At 72.7% G+C, this 17,762-nt stretch carries 16 protein-coding genes; 7 read left to right on the top strand and 9 right to left on the bottom strand.

What is annotated here, in order from left to right; genetic code table 11:
- The first annotated feature begins 270 nt into the window (after positions 1-270).
- Entirely contained in the window at positions 271-2,658 is a 2,388-nt protein-coding gene (locus FLW16_RS00130; protein ID WP_142556433.1) for a helicase-associated domain-containing protein, read from the top strand.
- Positions 2,659-2,665: 7 nt separating this feature from the next.
- Here FLW16_RS00130 and FLW16_RS00125 read toward each other — a convergent pair whose 3' ends face one another.
- On the bottom strand, positions 2,666-3,916 hold the full coding sequence (locus FLW16_RS00125; protein ID WP_142556432.1) for an ArgE/DapE family deacylase: 1,251 nt from the start codon (positions 3,914-3,916) through the stop codon (positions 2,666-2,668).
- A 94-nt stretch (positions 3,917-4,010) separates the two neighbouring features.
- On the opposite strand from FLW16_RS00125, the gene FLW16_RS00120 reads away from it, so the two are divergent.
- Entirely contained in the window at positions 4,011-5,066 is a 1,056-nt protein-coding gene (locus FLW16_RS00120; protein ID WP_142556431.1) for an endonuclease/exonuclease/phosphatase family protein, read from the top strand.
- 19 nt (positions 5,067-5,085) lie between these two features.
- Here the strand turns inward: FLW16_RS00120 and FLW16_RS00115 are convergent, their stop codons facing one another.
- Positions 5,086-5,448, bottom strand: coding sequence for a hypothetical protein (locus FLW16_RS00115; RefSeq protein ID WP_142556430.1), 363 nt, complete (start codon positions 5,446-5,448; stop codon positions 5,086-5,088).
- A gap of 103 nt (positions 5,449-5,551) precedes the next feature.
- Here FLW16_RS00115 and sigJ point away from each other — a divergent pair, with 103 nt between their 5' ends.
- The gene (gene sigJ / locus FLW16_RS00110; protein WP_142556429.1) at positions 5,552-6,463 is read left to right on the top strand and encodes an RNA polymerase sigma factor SigJ; all 912 of its coding nucleotides are present in this window, start codon (positions 5,552-5,554) and stop codon (positions 6,461-6,463) included.
- A 27-nt stretch (positions 6,464-6,490) separates the two neighbouring features.
- Here sigJ and FLW16_RS00105 read toward each other — a convergent pair whose 3' ends face one another.
- Positions 6,491-7,129 carry an NADPH-dependent F420 reductase gene (locus FLW16_RS00105; protein ID WP_142556428.1) on the bottom strand — a complete coding sequence of 213 codons (639 nt, stop codon included), beginning with the start codon at positions 7,127-7,129 and terminating at the stop codon, positions 6,491-6,493.
- Positions 7,130-7,227: 98 nt separating this feature from the next.
- Here FLW16_RS00105 and FLW16_RS00100 point away from each other — a divergent pair, with 98 nt between their 5' ends.
- The gene (locus FLW16_RS00100; protein WP_142556427.1) at positions 7,228-7,623 is read left to right on the top strand and encodes a helix-turn-helix domain-containing protein; all 396 of its coding nucleotides are present in this window, start codon (positions 7,228-7,230) and stop codon (positions 7,621-7,623) included.
- Positions 7,624-7,626: 3 nt separating this feature from the next.
- Here FLW16_RS00100 and FLW16_RS00095 read toward each other — a convergent pair whose 3' ends face one another.
- Positions 7,627-8,175, bottom strand: coding sequence for a DUF1349 domain-containing protein (locus FLW16_RS00095; protein WP_142556426.1), 549 nt, complete (start codon positions 8,173-8,175; stop codon positions 7,627-7,629).
- 356 nt (positions 8,176-8,531) lie between these two features.
- On the opposite strand from FLW16_RS00095, the gene FLW16_RS00090 reads away from it, so the two are divergent.
- The 3 genes from FLW16_RS00090 to FLW16_RS00080 all read left to right on the top strand — a co-directional run bounded on the left by FLW16_RS00090 (position 8,532) and on the right by FLW16_RS00080 (position 10,713).
- Positions 8,532-9,131, top strand: a complete 600-nt coding sequence (locus FLW16_RS00090; protein ID WP_142556425.1) for a hypothetical protein — start codon at positions 8,532-8,534, stop codon at positions 9,129-9,131.
- A gap of 62 nt (positions 9,132-9,193) precedes the next feature.
- Positions 9,194-9,514, top strand: a complete 321-nt coding sequence (locus FLW16_RS00085; RefSeq protein ID WP_142556424.1) for a co-chaperone GroES — start codon at positions 9,194-9,196, stop codon at positions 9,512-9,514.
- Positions 9,515-9,540: 26 nt separating this feature from the next.
- Positions 9,541-10,713 carry a M20 family metallopeptidase gene (locus FLW16_RS00080; protein WP_142556423.1) on the top strand — a complete coding sequence of 391 codons (1,173 nt, stop codon included), beginning with the start codon at positions 9,541-9,543 and terminating at the stop codon, positions 10,711-10,713.
- A gap of 3 nt (positions 10,714-10,716) precedes the next feature.
- Here the strand turns inward: FLW16_RS00080 and FLW16_RS00075 are convergent, their stop codons facing one another.
- The 5 genes from FLW16_RS00075 to FLW16_RS00060 all read right to left on the bottom strand — a co-directional run bounded on the left by FLW16_RS00075 (position 10,717) and on the right by FLW16_RS00060 (position 17,570).
- Positions 10,717-11,139 carry a TIGR02611 family protein gene (locus tag FLW16_RS00075; RefSeq protein ID WP_260614708.1) on the bottom strand — a complete coding sequence of 141 codons (423 nt, stop codon included), beginning with the start codon at positions 11,137-11,139 and terminating at the stop codon, positions 10,717-10,719.
- A 63-nt stretch (positions 11,140-11,202) separates the two neighbouring features.
- On the bottom strand, positions 11,203-12,381 hold the full coding sequence (locus FLW16_RS00070; protein WP_142556421.1) for an acetate/propionate family kinase: 1,179 nt from the start codon (positions 12,379-12,381) through the stop codon (positions 11,203-11,205).
- A 52-nt stretch (positions 12,382-12,433) separates the two neighbouring features.
- Entirely contained in the window at positions 12,434-14,491 is a 2,058-nt protein-coding gene (pta, locus tag FLW16_RS00065) for a phosphate acetyltransferase (RefSeq protein ID WP_142556420.1), read from the bottom strand.
- Between the two features lie 142 nt (positions 14,492-14,633).
- Positions 14,634-14,789: a hypothetical protein gene (locus FLW16_RS43290; RefSeq protein ID WP_185949183.1), complete on the bottom strand. Its 156-nt coding sequence runs from the start codon at positions 14,787-14,789 to the stop codon at positions 14,634-14,636.
- Positions 14,790-14,813: 24 nt separating this feature from the next.
- Positions 14,814-17,570 carry a cellulose-binding domain-containing protein gene (locus FLW16_RS00060; RefSeq protein WP_142556419.1) on the bottom strand — a complete coding sequence of 919 codons (2,757 nt, stop codon included), beginning with the start codon at positions 17,568-17,570 and terminating at the stop codon, positions 14,814-14,816.
- Positions 17,571-17,762 lie beyond the last annotated feature (192 nt).

The following is a 17,762-nucleotide window of genomic DNA, read 5'->3' as shown; positions in this document are numbered from 1 at the left end:
AGAGCGCTCCCGTGCAGCCCGGAATGCATGGGAGCGCCCTCCGGCCGGCGGCCCGGATTCCCCGGAACCGCCCCTGAGGCCGGGCGGGGCACGCGATGATGGGCGGAGAGCGGGCCGTGACGGCCCGGCGGCGTGCTCGTTCCCCATCGATCGGCGGAGAAATATCGTGATCTCGGGATCCGTGACTTTGCGCTCTTTGTTCGCCCACGGACCCCGCCGAGACTGTGAACTGCACTACGGTGGCTTCCTGGGACTCCCGAGAGATCAACAATGGACGATCACCTAATCGGCTGGCTGACCAGTCTTGACGAAGACAGGCTCGCCCGTGTGCTGGCCAACCGGCCGGACGCGATCGCCGCGCCGTGGCCCCGGCGCCTGGACGCCCTCGCGCAGCGTCTGACCGACACCTTCGCCGTCATGGAGGTCATGCGCGGCCTCCCCCTTCCCCCGCTCGAACTCCTGCAGGCGTGCCTGGTCATCGGCGGCCGTCCGACGGAGGACGAACTGGCCCGTTTCCTCGGGGTGAGCACCTCCGCGGTGATCCCCTGGCTCGACCGCCTGTACGACCACGCCGTCGCCTGGCCCGGCCGTGACGGCAGGATCAGCGTGGCCGAGGCCGTCGCCCGCTGGTGGACCGCGCCCTGCGGCCTGGGCGAGCCGCTCAGCGCGTACCTCGACTCGTGGAAGCTCAGCACCGACGCGCTGCGCCGCATGTGCCGCGTGCTCGACCTGCCCCCGCACGGCGCCAGGCGCCAGGTGGTCGCCCGCATGACCGCGCTGCTCGGCGACTGCGAGCGCCTGGGGTCTCTTCTCGACGACGCTCCCGACGGCACGCTCGGCATGCTCGACGACTTCGCGTGGGACGGCCCGGTCCGCAGCGTGAACGGCAACCGGTTCATCACGCCGGGCACGCCGGAGAAGTGGGCCCTCGACCGCGGCCTGCTCTTCCGCACCCAGTGGGACCTGGCGGAGATGCCCCGTGAGGTCGCGCTGGCGCTGCGCGGCCCCGACTACCGCGGGCCGTTCACGCCGTACCCGCCCGACCTGGCCACGGCCGAGGCGGACGCCGACGCCGTCGAGCACGCGATGTGCCTGGCCGCGCCGCACGTGCTCGACCGGGCCACGGCGCTGCTGGAGAACGTCGACAAGACGCCGCTGCCGCTGCTCAAGAACGGCGGGGTCGGCGTGCGGGAGATCAAGCGCCTGGCCAGGGAGACGGGCTGCGCCGAGGACGAGACCCGGCTGCTGCTGGAGGTCTGCGCGGTCGCCAGGCTGATCGCGATCGACGAGGAGGCGGGCGGGCTGACGCCGGCCGGCCGGTACGACGCGTGGCGGCTGGAGGAGGCGCCAATGCGGCTGCGCGTCCTGCTGGCCGCGTGGTGGCGGATGGAGCGCTCGTCGCTGCGCCGGGTGGACGGCCGCCACCCCGCCGCGCTCGGCGACGACCCGGCCGGCGAGACGATCGCCAGGATCCGGTGGGCCCTGTTCGGGGCGCTCGCCGAGATCCCCGAGGGCAGGGCCTTCGCGACGCTGCCGGAGCTCGTGCAGCGGGTGCACTGGCGCGCCCCGCTGCTCGACCGTGACCTGCTGGACGGCTGCGCGGCGGCCGTGCTTGAGGAGGCCCGCCTGCTGGGGCTCGCGGCCTGCGACGCGCTCACCGGTCTCGGCCGGGCGCTCGCCCCACTCGCGGCCGTGGCCGGGGACGAGAGCCGCGAGTGCGTGCCCGAGGTCGAGCACGACCCCGCGCTGGCGAAGGCCGCCACGCACGCCATGGCGAGCGCGCGGCGCACGGCCCTGTTCGGCGCCGACCTCACCGCCGTGGTGACCGGCCCGCCGTCGGTCGAACTCGCGGCGCTGCTCGACCGCGCCGCGGACCGTGAGTCGCAGGGCTCGGCGTCGGTGTGGCGGTTCAGCCCCGCGAGCGTACGGCGGGCCCTGGACGGCGGGGACACGGCCAACACGCTCATCGCCGACCTGTCGGAGGCCGGGACGCTCCCCCAGCCGCTGACCTACCTGATCAGGGACGTCGCGCGGCGGCACGGCGAGGTCACGGTGTCGTCGGTCGGCTGCATCGTCCAGGGTTCCGACCCCGCGCTGCTCGCCGAGATCGCCGCGCACCGGAAACTGGCCAAGCTGGGCCTGCGGCTGCTGGCGCCGACGGTGCTCGCGGGCGCGGCGCCCGCCGCGGCCACGCTGGCCGCCCTCAGGGAGGCGGGCTACGCCCCCGTGCCGGTGGACGACACCGGGGAGATCACCATCCGGCGCGAGCCGCAGGGCGGGCGGCTGATCCTCCTGCCCGGTGGGCGGGTCGCCGAGCTCGAACCTCCCGGCCCCCTGCTGGAGCCCCCGCCGGACCCGCGCGAGCACGCCAGGCGGCTGCTGGTCAGCGGCGGCCCGGTGGCGGCCGCGGCGCAGCCCCGCCAGACGTGGGCCGTCATCGGACGCATGGCGACCCGGCTCCCGGCGGCGCAGCAGTCGCTGCTGGGCTTCGTCGTGGACCGCGAGGTCCGTGCGATGATCACGCTGGCCGACGGGGTCACCGCCACGGTCAGCCACGGCGAACTGCGCAGCGGCGTGCTCGACGCGTGGTGCGAGGAGGCCGGCGACTACCTGGAGTTCCCGCTCAACGAGATCGCCTCGGTCACCGCCGACTGCTGACCCGCCTCTACCGCACGCCGCATCGGCGCAGGACGAGCAGGGCCAGGGCGCGGGTGACGTCGCGGACCTCCCGCAGGTCGACCTGCTCGCGCGGCGCGTGCGCGAAGCGGACGTCGCCCGGCCCGTAGTGCAGGGTCGGCACGCCCGCCCCCGCGTACAGGCGCAGATCGCTCCCGTACGGCGCGGCGGTGCGGCCCGGCCGCGCCCCGGTCACGTCGGCCACCGCCCTGGCCGCCTCCTCCGCCAGCGGGTGCCCCTCGGGCAGCCGGCCGCTGGCGAACTGCCCGCCCGGCCAGGTGACGCGTACGGGGTTGTCCCGCAGCCAGGGGTCGTCCAGATCGGCGAGCGCCGTCTCCAGGGCGGCGCGGGCGTCGGCCGGGTCCTCGTCGAGCCGGACGCCCAGCCGTCCCTCGGCCACGAGCAGGTCGGGCACCGTGCTCGCCCAGTCGCCCGCGCGCACGGTGCCGATCTCGATCGGGTACGGCAGCGGGTTGCCGTCGAAGAGGGAGCCGGGATCGGCGTTGCGCTCGCGTTCGAGCCGCCGGACGGCCTGGAGCACCGGTATGAACGCCTCGACGGCGTTCACCCCCTCGTAGCGGGTGGCGCCGTGCGCGGCCCGGCCGGCGACCTCCAGGCGGAAGGTCAGCGCACCGGCGTTGGCGGTGATCAGCTTCCCGCTCGTCGGCTCGGTGATCACGGCCGCCTCCCCCGTGTGGCCCCTGGCCAGGGTGGCGAACGCGCCGAGCCCGCCGTCCTCCTCGCTGACCACGCAGTGGACGGCCAGGGGACGCGCGAGCCGTACGCCGGTCACGCGCAGCGCGCGCGCCACGGCGAGGTTGGCGGCGAGACCGGCCTTCATGTCGCAGGCGCCTCGCCCGTGCAGGGCGGTCGCGGTGAGGCGGGCGCCGAACGGGTCCTGCCCCTCCCACTTGCCCGGGTCGCCGATCGGCACGACGTCGGCGTGCCCCTGCAGGATGAGCGCGGGCGTGCCCTCGCCCTCGGTGACGCCGACGACGCCGTATCCCTCGGCGCGCTCCGCCTCCATGCCGGGGAACCCCTCGCGGGAACGGAGATCGTCGAGGTCGAGCTTCCACATGTCGACGTCGAGGTCCCATTCGGTGAGCATGCGGGCGCACCTGTCCTGCAGGTCCGACTCGGCGTCGGTGCCGGTCACGCTCGGCACCCTGACCAGGTCGGCCAGCAGGCGCACGGTCTCCGCCTCGTCTATGGCGTCCAGGACTCTCGCTTCCGCATCCATGCCGGAGACTGTACGGCCTGCCCCCGACCGGCGTGGAGCCCCGGAATGCACGTGCAGACCGCCGTACAGTGGATCTTTCGGGAGGGAGTCCGGGATGGCGAGACTGACAGCCGGCTGGGTGGGCCGCCCGGGGGTCTGGCGCGGCCTGCTCGCGTGGCCGGCGGTCGCGCCGTTCGCGCTGTGGGCCCTGCTGCGGCTGGTGCCCGGCGACGTCCATTTCCGGTGGGTGCAACTGGTGGCGTTCACGCCGTACGTCGCCCTCGCCTCGGTCGTCGCGCCGCTGGTCGCGCTGCTCGTGCGGCGCCCGGCGGCGCTGGTCGCCGGCCTGGCGGTCACCGCGACGCTGGCGGCCTGCGTGCTGCCCCGCGCGCTGTCGGACGCGTCCCCGCGCGCCGCGACCGGCGCGGGCGTGCGGGCGGCCGGCGCCCTGGGCACGTCAGGAACACAGGCCCCGGTCCTGCGGGTGCTGTCGGCCAACCTGCTCTACGGCTCGGTGCCGCCCGCCGCGCTGGTGGACCTCGTGCGGCGGCTGCGGCCCGACGTCCTGACGCTGCAGGAGCTGACGCCGCAGGCCTCGGCCGGCCTGCGTGCGGCGGGCCTGACCGCGCTCCTGCCGTACGGGGACGACCGGGCCCAGGAGGGTTCGGGCGGCTCCGGGCTCTTCACGCGGTTCCCCCTGCGGCCGGAGGAGCTCACGGCCTTCAACGGCCGCCGGCAGGCGGCGGCCGTCATCGAGGTCCCCGGCGCGGGACCCGTCGCCGTCGTGTCCGTGCACCCGTGCGCGCCCCGCTACGTGTACCGGTTCAGGTGCTGGTCGAAGTCGCTCGCCTCGCTGCCCGGTCCGGGCGGGCGCGTACAGATCCTGTCCGGGGACTTCAACGCCACGCTCGACCACGCCCGGGTCCGGCGCCTGCTCGACGCGGGCTACCGGGACGCGGCCGACGCGACCGGCAACGGCCTGGCCGGCACCTGGCCATACCGGAGGTCGTCGGACTTCGGCGGCCTGCCGGTGCCGCCCGTCACCCTCGACCACATCCTGGTGGACCCGCGCGTCGCGGTCCGGGCGTTCGGCGTCCACCGGCTGCCGGTGACCGACCACCGGGCGATCTTCGCCGAACTGGTCCTGCCCTCCACCGCGCCTTCCGGCTGATCCCGGATGCCCCCGGACTTCAGCGCCGGGCCAGCGCCAGCACGCTCAGCCCGAACATCAGGACGCCCAGGGGGAGGTGGACCGCCGGTACGTGCGCGATGCCGAGCGCGACCTGGACGGAGGCGAGGACGAGGAAGCCCGACGCGTGCCAGACGGGCCGGGGCGAGCCGCCGCCCGGCTTCCACGCCAGCACCGCCGCGAGCACGTACAGCATCGACGCGCCGTACATCACGCGGGCTCCGGCACTGTGCAGCGTCTCTCCGTAGGACGAGGTCAGCAACAGTCCCGCGGAGACCGCTTGAAGGAAGATGGTCAGGGTCTGCAGGGTGATCGCGATCCGCAGAAACGAGAAGCTGCGACGTGCCGTCGCCTGGGTGGCCATGTCACGGTCCCCTGTTCCGCCCCCGGGGGCAGTCGATCGATAAGGTCTCACCAGCCCGACGACGCGGGCCTGCGAAAGGTAAGGTGCGGAGGCGGCCGGGAGCATGGGGACGGCGGGGACGAGCACCGATGAGATAGCCGGTGAGCGGCGCCGACTGATCAATGTCGCCTACCGGCTGCTCGGCTCACTGTCCGAGGCCGAGGACGCCGTGCAGGAGGCCTACGCGCGCTGGTACGCCCTGCCGCGAAGCCGGCAGGAGGAGATCGTGTCCCCCGGCGCCTGGCTGACGACGGTGACCGGCCGCATCTGCCTGGACCTGCTCGGCTCGGCGCGGGCCCGGCGTGAACGCTATGTCGGCGCGTGGCTGCCCGAGCCGCTGCCCGGCTCGCCGCCGGGGCGCGCCGGGTGGGACCACGGCCGCGGCGCCGACCCCGCCGATCAGATGGTCCTGGACGAATCGGTGGCCATGGCCTTCCTCGTCGTCCTGGAGTCGATGACGCCCGCCGAGCGGGTGGCGTTCGTCCTGCACGACGTCTTCCGTTACCCCTTCGCCGAGATCGCCGGCGTCCTCGGCCGGACCCCTGCGGCCTGCAAGCAGCTGGCGGCCTCCGCCCGGCGGCGGGTGGGCGTCGCGCGCGCTCCCGTGACGGCGGCAGGGCAGGCCGACGCGGTGCGGCAGGTCAAACAGGCATGGGAGACGATGGACATCGCGGCCCTCGTCGACCTCCTCGACCCGGCCGCCGTGATGACCGCCGACGGCGGCGGCGTGGTCGGTGCGGTCCTGCGCCCGATCGAAGGCGGCGCGCGCATCGCCCAGTACATGGTCGCCATCGCCGGCAACGCTCCGGGGCTCGAACTCCTGGAGCGGCCGGTCAACGGTGTGCCGGGCCTGGTGGCCAAGCGTGCCGGCGTCGTCGTGACCGTGGCCTCGTTCGAGGTCGCCGACGGCCGCGTCACCCGGATGTGGGTGGTCCGCAATCCGGAGAAGCTGCGGCTGTGGGCACGGGACCGCTGACACTCCCTGATCCGCCGGCCCAGGACCTCAGGCCCGTTCCGACGTCGGGAAGGCGGACCGCGGCTCCGCACCCGACCACCACACGCCGATCGCGAACGCCGCGGTCGCCTCGATGTGAACCGCGCGGGACAGCCCTCCGCAGGGCATCGGCGTGCACCCCATCGACGTGACGAGCGCGGCGACCCGGCCGAGACTCACCGGGTCGTCGCCGCAGAACGGCACGGCCAGCGGGACGCCTTCGAACGCCGGCCGCGGCAGCGTCCAGATGCTGTCGTGACACAGATTGAACGCCTTGACCACATGGGCGTCCGGCGCGGCGTCGGCCATCAGCCGGGCGACCGACGTCGTGCCTCCCGTCGTCAGCGCCGGCCCGTCGTCGCCCGGCTCGATCGGATTCGAGCAGTCGACGACGGTCCGCCCGGCGAGGACGGCCGCGAGCCCTCCCACAAGTCGCGGCGCCACGCCGGCGGGAACCGCCGCGAGGACGAGTTCGCCGTGCGCCGCCGCGTCCGCGAGCGTTCCGTCCTTGGCGGCGCCGGTGCGGGCCGCCGTCGCGGCGGCCGCGGCCCGGTCGCGTCCGCCGACGAGCACGTCGTGCCCCGCACGGACCCAGGCGCCGCCCAGCGCCGTGGCCATCGCGCCCGTGCCGAGGATGCCGATGCGCATGGTGCCTCTCCCTTCCGGATGAACCAGGTGACGGCCCACGACGTTAGAGCGGCCGACGCACACCGCACGGTGTCCTTCGGACCGGGCAGGATGAGGCCATGGACGAGTTCCACGACGAGCGGTCGTACACCTCCGACTGCCGGGCGCGCCTCGCGTTCGAGGTGCTCGCGAACCGCTGGGACAGCGTCGTGGTCTACACGCTCGGCGAGGCCGGTCCGATGCGGCCACGGCAGTTGCGCGCCCGGATCGGTGGAATCTCTCCGAAGGTCCTCAACGAGGCGCTGCGGCGCCTGGAGTACAACGGCCTGGTCGAGCGCCGGGCGTACGCCGAGGCGCCGCCCCGCGTCGACTACGCGCTGACGGAGGCGGGCACGGCGCTGCTCGCCCCCATGCGCGCGATGGGCATGTGGGCCGTGCGCTACGCGGACGCCGTGCTGGACGCCCAGGACCGGTTCACGGCGCGGGGACGGGAGCGGCGCCTCACTGGCGCGTGAGGGCTACGTCAGCGACACGCGGGTGAAGCGGGTCTCGAAGCCCTTGCCGGTCGGGGCGGCGCACATGACCCCGGCGAGGGCAGGCGCCTGCGGCGGGAAGTAGGCCAGGCGCAGCATGTGCTCCGGCTCCGCGCCGTTCACGCCGTACCGGACCGTCACGGCGTCGCCGGTTCGTTCGAGGTCGAACGTCGCGGAGACGAGGCCGGCGGGCGCGGGCGTGACGGACCAGTCGGAGAAGCCGCGGGTGACCACGACGCTGAGCTGATGGCCGCCGTCGACGTACTCGACCCCCGCCTTGATCCAGTTCTCCTCGTCGATCCGCAGCACGGCCCCGGCCTGGTCGTACTGCTCGGCGTAGTCGGCGTCGAACGTCACGATGAGCCGCGCGTCCCCGGCGACCTGCCGGCCGAACATGTGGGCCGTGTCGTACGAGTAGCCGTAGTGCGTCTTCTGCCACAGGTCGCTCTGGGCGCCGGCGACGGCCCGCAGGCCCTCCTCGGTCCGCGACCACGCGGCGGGCTCGTTGATCCACGTGAAGTCGTCGAACGCCATGCCGGCCCCTTGCCGTCGCTTTGACTGATCTTGCTATGAGAGCGCTTTTCGAGCGCCTCCGTCAAGGACGATCTACCTGCAATTTAGATCGATTTGTCCCCTTTACTCCCTCTTTCCCTATACTCGTGCCTCACATCACCTTTTGCCCCCATAAATCCCGTACGTCGCACAACCGTCGCATCCCCTTCCCCAGGGAACGCGCGACCCCGCTTCCGGAGCCTTCCGTCCCTCCTCCCCGAGGGCCGCTCCGGCACGCCGGGCGCGCGTGCGGAGCCCGCCGGCCGGCCGGGACTCCTCGGCGACGCGAGGCCCTGTTTCCCCGAGGGCCGCCCCGCGACAGAGACGAAAGGAACCTCATGCGCAAGCGAGCCCGTCAGGCGATCACCATGGCGATGGCCGGAACCACACTCGTCGCCGGCGTGGCCACCGCCGCGGACGCCTCGGTGATCCCTCAGGCTCCCTCCTCCGCGCCGCTCACCCGGACGGCGCCCGTCGCCTCCACGGACACCGCCCGCCCGATGCCCGCAGACCTGGTCGCCCTGGGCGCGACCTTCAACGCGGCCCTCCGCGCGGCGTACGCCGAGATGAAGAAGGCCGCCTCCCTGCCCTCCGGCGTCTCCACCGCCACGTCCTTCTGGGACGCCGAGACCGCGTCCGGCAAGCCGATGCGGTACCGGACCGTCGCCAGCCCCTACTGGCCCCTCGGCACCAAGGTGCGGATCACCTACAAGGGGAAGAGCGCGATCGGCGTCGTCGAGGACTTCGGCCCGGCCGAGTGGGCCGTGGCCCAGCACGACATCCCGGCGATCGTCGACCTGTCCGAGAGGATGATGGCCGACCTGACGGGCGTCGCCTCCAACACCGTCCACGTACGGTTCCAGGTGCTGAAGTGGGGCAAGGGCGGCGTCTACCGCCACTCGGGAACGGGCTACGACCTGGCCATGGGCCGCCGGTGAGCCCCCGCCGCCGGTGAACCTCCGATGACGGTGCCCGACTCCGCTCCGCGTACACTGCGAGCGTGGCTGATCCGAAGTTCGAGATCCAGATGCTCCACGACCGCGTGATGGTCAAGGTCGAGCGGGAGCTTGAGGAACGGCGCAGCAGCGCGGGCATCGTCATCCCGGCCACGGTCAAGATGGCCAACCGGCTCGTCTGGGGCGAAGTGTCCGGCGCCGGGGCCAACGTCAGGTCGGTCAAGACGGGCGACAAGGTCCTGTTCAACCCCGAGGACCAGTACGAGGTGGAGGTGCAGGGCCAGCTCTACCTGGTGCTGCGCGAGCGCGACCTGCACGCCGTGGCGACGCAGCAGACCGACCACGGCACCGGCCTCTACCTCTGACCCCCGACCCCGCGCCAAGGTGGACCATGACCCTCCAGGATGACCTCGTCGAGCTTCGCCGCGCGCTGCATCGGGAGCCGGAGCTCGGCCTCGACCTGCCCCGCACGCAGGAGAAGGTGCTCGCGGCGCTCGACGGCCTGCCCCTGGAGATCACCACAGGCGAGCGCCTGTCGTCGGTGACCGCCGTCCTGCGCGGCGGCCGTCCGGGCCCCGCCGTGCTGCTGCGCGCCGACATGGACGCGCTGCCGGTGCACGAGAAGACCGACGTGCCCTACCGGTCGCGCTTCGACGGCCGCATGCACGCCTGCGGCCACGACATGCACACGGCCATGCTGGTGGGAGCCGCCCGCCTGCTCAGCGAGCGCCGCGCCGACCTCGCCGGAGACGTGGTGCTGATGTTCCAGCCCGGCGAGGAGGGCCAGGAGGGCGCCCGGCTGATGATCGAGGAGGGCGTGCTCGACGCGGCCGGCGCCAAGCCCGTCGCGGCGTACGGCATGCACGTCTTCTCCACGACGATCCCGCGCGGGCTGTTCCTGACCAAGGGCGGGCCCGTGCTGGCCGCGGCCGACACGCTGACCGTGACCGTGCGCGGCAGAGGCGGCCACGGGTCGTCCCCGCACCGCGCCCTCGACCCGATCCCCGCGGCCTGCGAGATCGTGACGGCCCTGCAGACCCACGTCACCCGCGGCTACGACGTGTTCGATCCGGTCGTGGTGACCGTCGGCAGCTTCCACGCCGGCACCACCGACAACGTGATCCCGGACGAGGCCGTCTTCGAGGTCACCGTGCGCACGTTCTCGGCCGGCTCGCGCGACCGCATCAGGGAGGGCCTGGTGCGGCTCGCCCGCGGCATCGGAGAGGCGCACGGCCTCACCGTCGACTGCGCGTTCGGCCTCGGCTATCCCGTCACGGTGAACGACGACGCCGAGGCGGAGTTCGCCGCCCACACGGTGCGCGAGACCCTCGGCGAGGACCGCTACTTCCCGCTGCCCACCCCGGCGACCGGCTCCGAGGACTTCTCCTACGTGCTGGAGCAGGTGCCGGGGGCGTTCCTCGTGGTCGGCGCCTGCCCGCCCGGCAGGGATCTCGCCACCGCCCCGGCCAACCACTCGGCGGAGGCGGAGTTCGACGACGCCATCCTGTCCGACGGCGCGACGCTGCTCGGCGAACTGGCGGTCCGCAGGCTGGCCCGCGCCTGACGGTCAGCTCAGCAACTCGCGGGCCTTCTGGATCAGGTCGACGCCGAGGGTCAGCCGGACCGACACCCAGACGATGGCCCCGGCGCAGAGCAGAGTGAGCGCCCCCGCCACGATGCGGACGAACCAGTTCTGCCGCTTCAGCCAGTCGGTCGCCGCCCTGACCCTCTCCTTGGCGAACTCCAGCAGCCGGGACGCCCAGGCGAACTCCGTCGCCAGGACGGCGAGCCCGGCGAAGACCACCAGCCAGCCCGGCCCGGGAAAGGGCACCATGATCAGGCCGGTGACCACGAGCGCGGTGCCGATCACCCCGATGACGATCCGCAGCGTCAACCGGCCCGCTGGAGTCGCCCGGATCCGGTCGAGCCAGCCCGGCGAATCGGCGGTGTCCTGTTTCCCACCCGTACGACTGTCCTCAGTCGTCGCCACACGGCTCACCCCCATTCGCTGCCCACGATAGCCAGCGGACGACCGCGGCGGCGATCGGCGGGTTCACGCGTCCCCGAGACAGGCGGCGGTCTGCTCGGCGATCTCCAGCTCCTCGTTGGTGGGCACCACCAGCACCGTCACCTCGCCGCCCTCCGGGGAGATCACCCTGGCCTCCGCCGACTCGGCGGCGTTGCGCCCGGGATCGATCTCGATGCCGAGCCTGGTGAGCCCGGCCGCCGCGAGCGCGCGGACACGGGGGCTGTTCTCCCCCACCCCGCCGGTGAAGACGAGGGCGTCCACGTGGCCGAGCGCGGCGTAGTAGGCGCCGATGTAGGTCCGCACGCGGTAGCCGTAGACGTCGAGCGCGAGCCGGGCGTCCTCGTCGCCGGAGTCGGCCAGCCGCCAGACCTCCCGCATGTCGTTGGCGCCGCACATGCCGAGCAGGCCGCTCTCCTTGTTGAGCGCCGTATCGACGCCGGCGAGGTCCATGCCGGCGACCCGGCCGAGGTAGGCGCCCAGAGCCGGGTCGACGTCCCCGGAGCGGGTGCCCATCACCAGCCCGGCGAGCGGGGTGATGCCCATCGAGGTGTCCACGCTGCGCCCGCTGCGCACCGCCGTCGCGCTCGCGCCGTTGCCGAGGTGCAGCACGATCGAGTTCACCTCGTCGTACGGCCGGCCGAGCAGCGCGGCCGCCCGGCGGGAGACGTACGCCGTGGAGGTGCCGTGGAAGCCGTAGCGGCGCACGCCGAGCTTGCGGGTCCACTCGCGGGGGACGGCGTAGGTGTGCGCGTGGGGCGGGATCGTGCCGTGGAAGGCGGTGTCGAAGACGGCGACGTGCGGCAGGCCGGGGAAGGCCCGCCGGGCGACCCGGATGCCCTCCAGGTTGGCCGGGTTGTGCAGCGGCGCCAGCGGCGCGATCTCCTCGATGGCCCGCTCGACCTCGTCGTCGATCAGCACGGGCGTGACGAACCGGCTGCCGCCGTGGACGACCCGGTGGCCCACGGCGGTCACGCCGCCGAGCGGCGGCCCGTGCTCGGCGAAGGCCGCGAGCACCGCCTTCAGCCCCTCCTCGTGGTCGGCCACCCGGCGCTCGGCCCGGACGCCGTCGTGGGTGAGCACGCTCTCGTCCTCGCCGATGCGCTCGATCAGCCCGCCTGCCGTCGCCCGGCGCGTCCCCATGTCGATGAGGCGGTACTTGATGGACGACGACCCCGTGTTCAGGACGAGGACCTGCCCGCTCACTGTGTCTCCTCCCGCCAGCGCGCTCACTGTGTCTCCAATCGCGCCTGCGCGCTCACTGTGCCTCCCCGTGCGCCTGCGCCTGGATGGCCGTGATCGCGACGGTGTTGACGATGTCGCCCACGGTCGCGCCGCGGGACAGGTCGTTGACCGGCTTGCGCAGGCCCTGCAGGACCGGCCCGATGGCGACCGCCCCGGCGCTGCGCTGCACGGCCTTGTAGAGGTTGTTGCCCGTGTTGAGGTCGGGCACCACGAACACCGTCGCCCGCCCGGCCACCGGGCTGCCGGGCATCTTGGTGCGCGCCACGCTCGGCTCGGCCGCGGCGTCGTACTGGATCGGGCCCTCGACGGGCAGATCAGGCCGCAGCTCGCGGACCCGCGCGGTGGCCTCGCGCACCTTGTCCACCTCGGGCCCCGCGCCGGACTCGCCGGTCGAGTACGACAGCATGGCCACGCGCGGCTCGACCCCGAACCTGGCGGCGGTGGCGGCCGACGAGATCGCGATGTCGGCGAGCTGGGCGGCCGTGGGGTCCGGGACGACGGCGCAGTCGCCGTACACGAGGACGCGGTCGGCCAGGCACATGAAGAAGACGCTGGACACCACGCCGACGCCCGGCGAGGTCTTGATGATCTCGAACGAGGGCCTGATCGTGTGGGCGGTGGTGTGGGCGGCGCCGGAGACCATGCCGTCGGCCAGCCCGAGGTGGACCATCATCGTGCCGAAGTAGGAGACGTCGGTGACGATGTCGCGGGCCTGCCCGATGGACACGCCCTTGTGCGCCCGCAGCCGGGCGTACTCCTCGGCGAACAGCTCGCGCAGCTCCGGGTCGAACGGGCTCACCACGCGGGCGCCGTCGACGGCCAGGCCCATCGTGGCCGCCGCCAGCCGGATCTCCCGCTCGTCGCCCAGCAGGGTCAGCTCGGCCACACCCCGGCGCAGCAGGCTGTCGGCGGCGCGCAGGATCCGCGGCTCGGCGCCCTCCGGCAGCACGATGTGCCTGCGGTCGGTGCGGGCGCGGTCCAGCAGGTCGTACTCGAACATGAGCGGGGTGATCGCGGCGGCCTTGGTGACCTGCAGGTTGCGCAGCAGCACCCCGGCGTCGACGTGCTCGGCGAAGACCCCGAGCGCGGTGTCGATCTTGCCCTTGGCGTCCGGGCTGAACCGGCCCTCGGCCTTCGACAGCCTGGTCGCGGTCTCGAACGTGCCGCCGCCGGTCGTGATGATCGGCAGCCGGATGTCCATGCCCTTCAGCAGGCGGACGACCGCGTCGGGCAGCTCGAGCCCGCCGTTGAGGATGATCGCGGACAGGGCGGGGAACGTGGGGGCCTTGTGCGCGGCCAGCAGCCCCGGCACCAGCGCCGCGGCCCGGTCGGCGGGGACGACGACCGCCAGGCCCTCGGTGAGGCGCTCCAGGATGTTCGGCAGCGACATCGCCCCGATCATCAGCCCGCCCGTCTCCCGGCCGAGCTGGTCGGCGTCGCCCATGAACAGGTCGCCGTCGCAGGCGGCCATCAGGTCGCTGACCGTCGGCGCGGACAGCCGCCGCACCTCGGGCAGGACGTACGCGGGGACGCGGGCGGCCACCTCGTCCACCAGGCCGGGGGCGACCCGCGTGACGACCGTGGCCAGCTCGGTGGCGTGCCGCTCGGCCAGTTCCTTGCGCGACATCTCGACCGCCGCGGCGATCTCGTCGGGGGTGCGGTCGAGCCCGGTCACCACGTTCATCACCGGTGTGCCCAGGTTGGCGGCGAGCTCGGCGTTGAACACGAACTCGGTGGGCGCGCCCACGTCGGTGTAGTCGGTGCCGATCACCACGACCGCGTCGCACCGCCCGGCGAGCGCCCGGTAGCGGGCCAGGATCTCCCCGGCCGCGCGCTCCTCGTCGGCGTGCACCTCCTCGTAGGTGGCGCCCGTGCACATGGCGTAGGGCAGGCCGATCCCGAAGCGGCTGCGCGCGGTGTTGACCAGGCTGTCCTCACGGCCGGACCGGACGACCGGCCGGAACACGCCGACCGTGCCCACCTGGCGGCTCAGCAGTTCGATCATGCCGAGGGCGATCGTGCCCTTGTTGCTCCTCGCGTCGCCGGCCGCGACGTAAACCCCGATCGCCATCGCGCAGTCACCCCTGTCCCGGCGCGGCCCGACGGCCCGCCCAGGCAAGGCTATGCGAAGGGCCCCACGGAGATACCAGCCGGAGGTCCCATCCGTAGGGCCTTTCCTCACCCGTCACGTCCACAGCGCTCCCCCAGCCTGCTCAGGCCGGGAGGCGCGAGAGGACGCCTTCCAGACCGCTGCGCATCGTGTCCGGGTCGCCGAAGTCGATGACGCCGCTCACCGTGCCGTCCCGCGCCGGCAGGTGTCCGGCGCCGAGGACGATCGGCCGTACGGATGTGCCGCCTCTGCGGCCCATCCGTACGACCGATGTGGTGCTATCTCACGAGGCGGTGCAGGTCACCGGCGACGGGACGGCGTTGGTGCCGTTCCAGCTCGCCTGGAACCCGAACGTGGTGGACGCCCCGGAGCCGACCGAGCCGTTGTAGCTCACGTTGCTGACCGTGACGTTCGCCCCGGACTGGCTCACCGTGCCGTTCCAGAGCTGGCTGATCGTCTGGCCGTTCGCGAAGACCCACTTGACGCTCCAGCCGCTGATCGAGGCGCTGCCGGTGTTCTTCACCGTGACCTCGCCCTGGAAGCCGCCCGGCCACTCGTTGACCACCTTGTAGGTCGCCGAGCACCCCTTGCCGCCGGACGGGCTCGCCGAGGGCGACGGGCTCGGAGACCGGCTGGGCGAGGGCGAAGGACTGGGCGAAGGCGACGCGGACGGGCTCGGGGACGGCGACTTCGACGGGGAGGCCGAGGGCGACGCGGACGGGGACGCCGACGGCGAAGCGGACGGCGACGGCGACGGCGAGGACCCGCCGGTGCGGTCGCCGTAGACGATGCCCCGGCCGTTGGTGCCGAGGTAGACCCGGCCGTAGATCCGCGGGTCGCCGGTCAGGGCCTCGCCCATGTTGCCGTACTGGTGCTGGTCGTCGTTGATGCGCACCCAGCCCGCGCCGGTGTCGTCGGACCGGAACAGGCCCTGCACGCCGTCCACGGTGCCGGCGAGGTAGAGGGCCTGGTACGTCTTGCCGGGCGCCGCCTTGCCGAAGCCGATGTTGATCGAGCTGCTGACGTTCGACAGCTTGGTGAACGATGCGCCCGAGTTGGTGGAGTGCCACAGGCCGCCCTCACCGGCCAGCCAGATGTCGCCCTCCACGCCGGGAAGCGCCTTGAAGTGCACGCCGGTCGTGGGCAGCCCGGTCGCCGCGGTGGCGGCGAAGCTCGCGCCGCCGTTCGTGCTCACGTAGAACTTGCCGCCGGAGAAGGCGTAGAACTTCTGCGCGTTCACCCGGTCGGACTCGATGATCGCGTTGGCGGGGACGCCGGTGGAAGCGGACCAGCTGTTGCCGTAACCGACGGAGTAGACGACCTGGATGCCGGGGTCGGCCGGCGACCACACGAAGCGGCTGCCGTCGGCCGCCGCGGCGACCGTGCCGCCGTTGTTGACGCCGCCCGGCTCGGTGCCCTGGAACCAGTTGGCCCCGCCGTCGGTGGAGAAGGCCACGTGGCTGTCGTTCGGCCGGTCGGAGTCGGTGAAGTTTCCGGCCCGCACCATCACGCTCGGGTTGGTCTCGGCGTAGTCGAGCGAGGTCGTGGAGGTGAAAACGGGCTGGGTGAACATCATGGACGGCACGGCGTCGAGGTTGGTGTGCCGGAAGCCGCCGATGTCGCCCAGCGCGCTGACCAGCGGGGCGCCGCTCGGCGGGCTGATCAGGTCGAGTACGGCGGTCTCCTCCAGGCCCTTCACCATCGGCTTGATCGTGAACTGGCCGCCCGAGTCCCACTTCGTGAGGTCGGTGGTGCCGTAGATCGTCGCGCCGGTGCCGTACATCATCCGGTCGGAGTCGAACGGGTCGATCTCCACCGACTCGTTCATCCAGCCGAGCTTGGGCGTGACCTCGGGCGGCTGGGGGTTCGTGCCGAAGGTCAGCCACGGAGCGGCGGAGATGTCCATCTTGTAGCGGAAGCTACGGTTCGGGTAGGACGTCCAGTCCCAGATGCGGGTCCAGGTCGCGCCGCTGTCGGTGCTCCTGAAGAAGATCGCGTCGGGCCACCAGGAGACCTGGGTGGCGACCATGATCGTGCCGGGGTGCTGGCGGTCGACGGTCAGGCCGCTGTAGCCGAAGTAGTCGTCGGAGCTGCTGGACGGGATCGGGCTGATCTGGGTCCAGGTGCCGGTGGCGGTGGCGTAGCGCCACACGTCGCCCTTGGCGCCGTCGTACGGGCCGCCGGTGTCGCTGGTGGCGATGTAGAGGTAGCCGTTGGCCGTGTCGAGCACACCCTTGTGGGCGATGTAGCCGGTGGGCTGCCCGGCGACCCGCTCCCAGGAGGTGCCGCCGTTGGTGGTGCGGTAGACGGTGTTGCTCTTGTCGGCCACGCCCACGTAGATCGTCTGGGTGGCGTTGCCCGAGGTGCCGGTCCGCTTGTCGAAGGTCACCCAGACGACGCCCTGGTTGTCACCGTTGTAGGCGTCCCCTGGACTGGCGACGTAGTTGCCGGCGTTCGGGAAGTTGGTCACCTTGGACCAGGTGGCGCCGGAGTCGGTGCTCCGCCACAGGCCGTTGCCGCTGGGCGCGCCGAAGTAGAGGATGCTGTTCTTGTTCGGGTCCACCGCGAGGCGCTCGCCCATGCCGCGGCCGGGCATGTTGCCGCCCAGCTTGAACGGCAGAGGGCTCACCTGCCAGGTGTCGCCCTTGTTCGACGAGCGCAGGATCGCGCCGTTGTTGGGGTCCCAGCTGTTGGTGTACATGCCGACGGCGGCGTACACCTTGTTGGCGTCCACCGGGTCGGGGGCGACGCTGACGACGCCGTTGTAGCCCCAGTTGGACTGCCCGACCCAGTCGAGCAGCGGGGTCCAGGTCTGGGACGACTGGTTCCAGCGGTACGCGCCGCCGATGTCGGTGCGCGCGTAGATCAGGTCCTTCTGGACCGGGCTGAAGACGATCCCGGGGACGAAGCCGCCCCCGGCGATCTGCACGTTCTTGAACGTGTACGAGTCGGCGGCGACGGCCGACACCGGGGACATTCTGATCACGGCCGTGACCAGCGCCACGGCGGCGACCGCGAGCAGGGTTGCGAATCTTCGCATGGACGGTTTCCCTCCGAGCACGGACAACCGGCCATGCACGACCAGGCGGGGACCCTGACCGTCCTTCTCCCACGTGCATGGAAATCTGAAGGGAAGATTCACACACCGGCGGAAGCGCCGTCAATAGTTTGGCGTCCAGACTAATTGCAACCGGTTTCACCTAGGCCCGGGCACGCGCTCCCGTGGAACATA

It is taken from the genome of Microbispora sp. KK1-11 (assembly GCF_006874435.1).
Classification (GTDB): Bacteria; Actinomycetota; Actinomycetes; order Streptosporangiales; family Streptosporangiaceae; genus Microbispora; species Microbispora catharanthi.
This window is presented reverse-complemented; position numbering and strand designations above follow the sequence as displayed.

Excerpts from the sequence above, each read along its gene's own strand:
- FLW16_RS00130 (WP_142556433.1), top strand. The coding sequence starts at position 271 with ATGGACGATCACCTAATCGGCTGGCTGACCAGTCTTGACGAAGACAGG.
- FLW16_RS00125 (WP_142556432.1), bottom strand. The coding sequence starts at position 3,916 with ATGGATGCGGAAGCGAGAGTCCTGGACGCCATAGACGAGGCGGAGACC.
- FLW16_RS00120 (WP_142556431.1), top strand. The coding sequence starts at position 4,011 with ATGGCGAGACTGACAGCCGGCTGGGTGGGCCGCCCGGGGGTCTGGCGC.
- FLW16_RS00115 (WP_142556430.1), bottom strand. The coding sequence starts at position 5,448 with ATGGCCACCCAGGCGACGGCACGTCGCAGCTTCTCGTTTCTGCGGATC.
- sigJ (WP_142556429.1), top strand. The coding sequence starts at position 5,552 with ATGGGGACGGCGGGGACGAGCACCGATGAGATAGCCGGTGAGCGGCGC.
- FLW16_RS00105 (WP_142556428.1), bottom strand. The coding sequence starts at position 7,129 with ATGCGCATCGGCATCCTCGGCACGGGCGCGATGGCCACGGCGCTGGGC.
- FLW16_RS00100 (WP_142556427.1), top strand. The coding sequence starts at position 7,228 with ATGGACGAGTTCCACGACGAGCGGTCGTACACCTCCGACTGCCGGGCG.
- FLW16_RS00095 (WP_142556426.1), bottom strand. The coding sequence starts at position 8,175 with ATGGCGTTCGACGACTTCACGTGGATCAACGAGCCCGCCGCGTGGTCG.
- FLW16_RS00090 (WP_142556425.1), top strand. The coding sequence starts at position 8,532 with ATGCGCAAGCGAGCCCGTCAGGCGATCACCATGGCGATGGCCGGAACC.
- FLW16_RS00080 (WP_142556423.1), top strand. The coding sequence starts at position 9,541 with ATGACCCTCCAGGATGACCTCGTCGAGCTTCGCCGCGCGCTGCATCGG.
- pta (WP_142556420.1), bottom strand. The coding sequence starts at position 14,491 with ATGGCGATCGGGGTTTACGTCGCGGCCGGCGACGCGAGGAGCAACAAG.
- FLW16_RS43290 (WP_185949183.1), bottom strand. The coding sequence starts at position 14,789 with ATGGGCCGCAGAGGCGGCACATCCGTACGGCCGATCGTCCTCGGCGCC.
- FLW16_RS00060 (WP_142556419.1), bottom strand. The coding sequence starts at position 17,570 with ATGCGAAGATTCGCAACCCTGCTCGCGGTCGCCGCCGTGGCGCTGGTC.